The 2,478-nt window shown below is 73.0% G+C and carries 2 protein-coding genes; both read right to left on the bottom strand.

Annotation, left to right across the window (positions count from 1 at the left end; translation table 11 throughout):
• Positions 1 to 32 precede the first annotated feature (32 nt).
• Positions 33 to 1,409 carry an NtaA/DmoA family FMN-dependent monooxygenase gene (locus CCN72_RS31380; protein ID WP_086811502.1) on the bottom strand — a complete coding sequence of 459 codons (1,377 nt, stop codon included), beginning with the start codon at positions 1,407 to 1,409 and terminating at the stop codon, positions 33 to 35.
• A 19-nt stretch (positions 1,410 to 1,428) separates the two neighbouring features.
• Positions 1,429 to 2,478: LLM class flavin-dependent oxidoreductase (locus tag CCN72_RS31385; RefSeq protein WP_107430200.1), on the bottom strand; the 1,050-nt coding region annotated here is incomplete at its 5' end.

Here is a 2,478-nt window from a genome sequence, read left to right on the forward strand (position 1 = left end):
GCGCCGGTGCCATGCCGGGGCCGCGCCGGTGGCTACGAGGCGGCCCGCTCGGCCGGGGCGGCGGCGTCGGGGTGGGCCAGGCCCAGGTGCTCGCGCAGGGTGGTGCCCTCGTAGTCGGCGCGGAAGACGCCCTGTTCCTGGAGGAGCGGGACCACCTTGTCGGCGAACGGGTCGAGACCGCCCGGGGTGATGTGCGGGACGAGGATGAACCCGTCGGAGGCGTCCGCCTGCACGAACTCGTTGATGGTCCGGGCCACGGTGGCGGGGGCGCCCACGAAGGTCTGCCGGTTGCCGTTGTTGATCACCAGATCGCGGATGGACCACTTGTTGGCCTCGGCCAGCTCACGCCACTCGCGGGCGATGGCGACCGGGTCCCGGTACATCCGCACCTGGGCGCGGCCCCGGGAGATGTGCTCCTCGCTCACCAGCGGATCGATGTCGGGCAGCGGGCCCTCCGGGTCGTACCCGGACAGGTCGCGGTTCCAGACGAACTCCAGGTGCTTGAGCGCGGTGGCGCCGCTGACCTGCTGGCGGCGCACCTCGCGGGCGAGTTCGGCGGCCTCGGCGTCGGTGTCGCCGAGCACGAAGGTCGCGGCGGGCAGGATGAGCAACTGGTCAGGGCGGCGGCCGTACTTGGCGAGGCGGCCCTTGACGTCGGCGTAGAAGGCCCGGCCCTCCTCCAGGTGGGAGTACCTGCTGAAGATGGCGTCCGCGCCGGCGGCGGCGAACTCGCGGCCCTCCTCGGAGTCGCCCGCCTGGAAGATCACCGGGCGGCCCTGCGGGGAGCGCGGTACGTTGAACCGGCCGTGGATGTCGAAGTGCTTCCCCTGGTGGACGAAGGCGCCGGCCCGCGCGTCCCGCAGGAAGGCGCCGGTGGCCCGGTCGGCGAGGATCTCCTCGCCGCTCCAGGAGTCGAACAGCTCGTGCGCGGTGGCCAGGAACTCCTTGGCGCGTGAATAGCGTTCGTCCTGCGGCAGGAAGCCGCCGCGGCGGAAGTTCTCGCCGGTGAAGGCGTCCCAGGAGGTGACCACGTTCCACGCGGAGCGGCCGCCGGAGAGGTGGTCGAGGCTGGCGAACTGGCGGGCCACCTCATAGGGCTCGTTGAACGTGGAGTTGATGGTGCCGGTCAGACCGAGCCGGTCGGTGACGGCGGCGAGCGCGGCCAGCACGGTGAAGGTGTCGGGGCGGCCGACCACGTCCAAGTCGTATATCTGCCCGCCCTGTTCGCGCAGGCGCAGCCCCTCGGCGAGGAACAGGAAGTCGAACTTGGCGCGTTCGGCGGTGCGCGCGAAGTGCGCGAAGGAGCTGAACTCGATGTGGCTGCCGGCGGCCGGGTCGCTCCACACGGTGGTGTTGTTGACGCCGGGGAAGTGGGCGGCCAGATGGATCTGCTTCAGCGGCTTGCTCATGGTCGTACGGTCCTCCGGCTCAGACGGCGGTGGCGGCGGCAGCGGCGTAGCGGTTGGCGGGGCGGGCGAGGCCGAGCAGGCCGCGCAGGGTGTCCGCCTCGTAGGCGGTGCGGAACCGGCCCCGGCGCTGGAGTTCGGGCACCAGGTCGCGGCTGATCCGGGGCAGGTCGTGCCCGGCGACGGCGGGCCGCAGCCGGAACCCGGTCAGCCCGGCGCCCGCCAACTCCTCAAGGCGATCGGCGAGTTGCGCCGCCGTGCCGGTGAAGATCGGGGCGTCGCCGGTGTACGGCTCCCCCGCGAGCGCGTCCAGCCGCGCCCGCCGCGCCTCGGCCTCACCCTGGCTGTCGTCCAGGAAGACCAGCAGGTCTCCGAAGACATGCAGGGTCTCCCCCGCCCGCCCGGCGCTCCGCTGCTCGGCACGGATCTCGGCCACGATCGCGCGGGCGTGCGCCGCGTCGCGCGGGGTGACGTAGCCGACGTCGGCCGCCCGGGCCAGCAGCCGGTACGGCACGGTGTCGTGCGCGAGGGCGCTGACCAGCGGCTGCCCCTGGGGCGGGCGGGGGGTGATGGAGGGGCCCTTGACGCTGAAGAAGCGGCCCTCGAAGTCGATGTAGTGCAGCTTGTCCCGGTCGACGAACCGGCCGGTCGCGCGGTCGCGGATCTCGGCGTCGTCCTCCCAGCTGTCCCAGAGCCTGCGCACCACCTCCACGTAGTCGGCGGCCTCGTCGAACAGGTCGGTGAGAAGGCCCTGGGCGTCCGGGCTGTCGTACGCCTCGATCCGGTCGATACGGCGGCGGCCGAAGTGGTCGGCCTCGTCCGGCCGGGCGGTGATCCGCACCCGCAGCCCGGCGCGGCCGGTGCTGACGTAGTCGAGGGTGGCGATCGCCTTGGAGATGTGGAACGGCTCGGTGTGGGTGGCCACCACGGTCGGCACCAGGCCGATGTGCCGGGTGAGCGGGGCGACGCGGGAGGCGATGAGCACCGCGTCGAGCCGGCCGCGTACCTGGTCGGTGCGGTCGTCGGGCTCCAGCGGGTGCGCGGACTGGGGGCCGAGGCCGTCCTCGATGGT

It is taken from the genome of Streptomyces murinus (assembly GCF_002154555.1).
GTDB classification, from domain to species: Bacteria; Actinomycetota; Actinomycetes; order Streptomycetales; family Streptomycetaceae; genus Streptomyces; species Streptomyces murinus.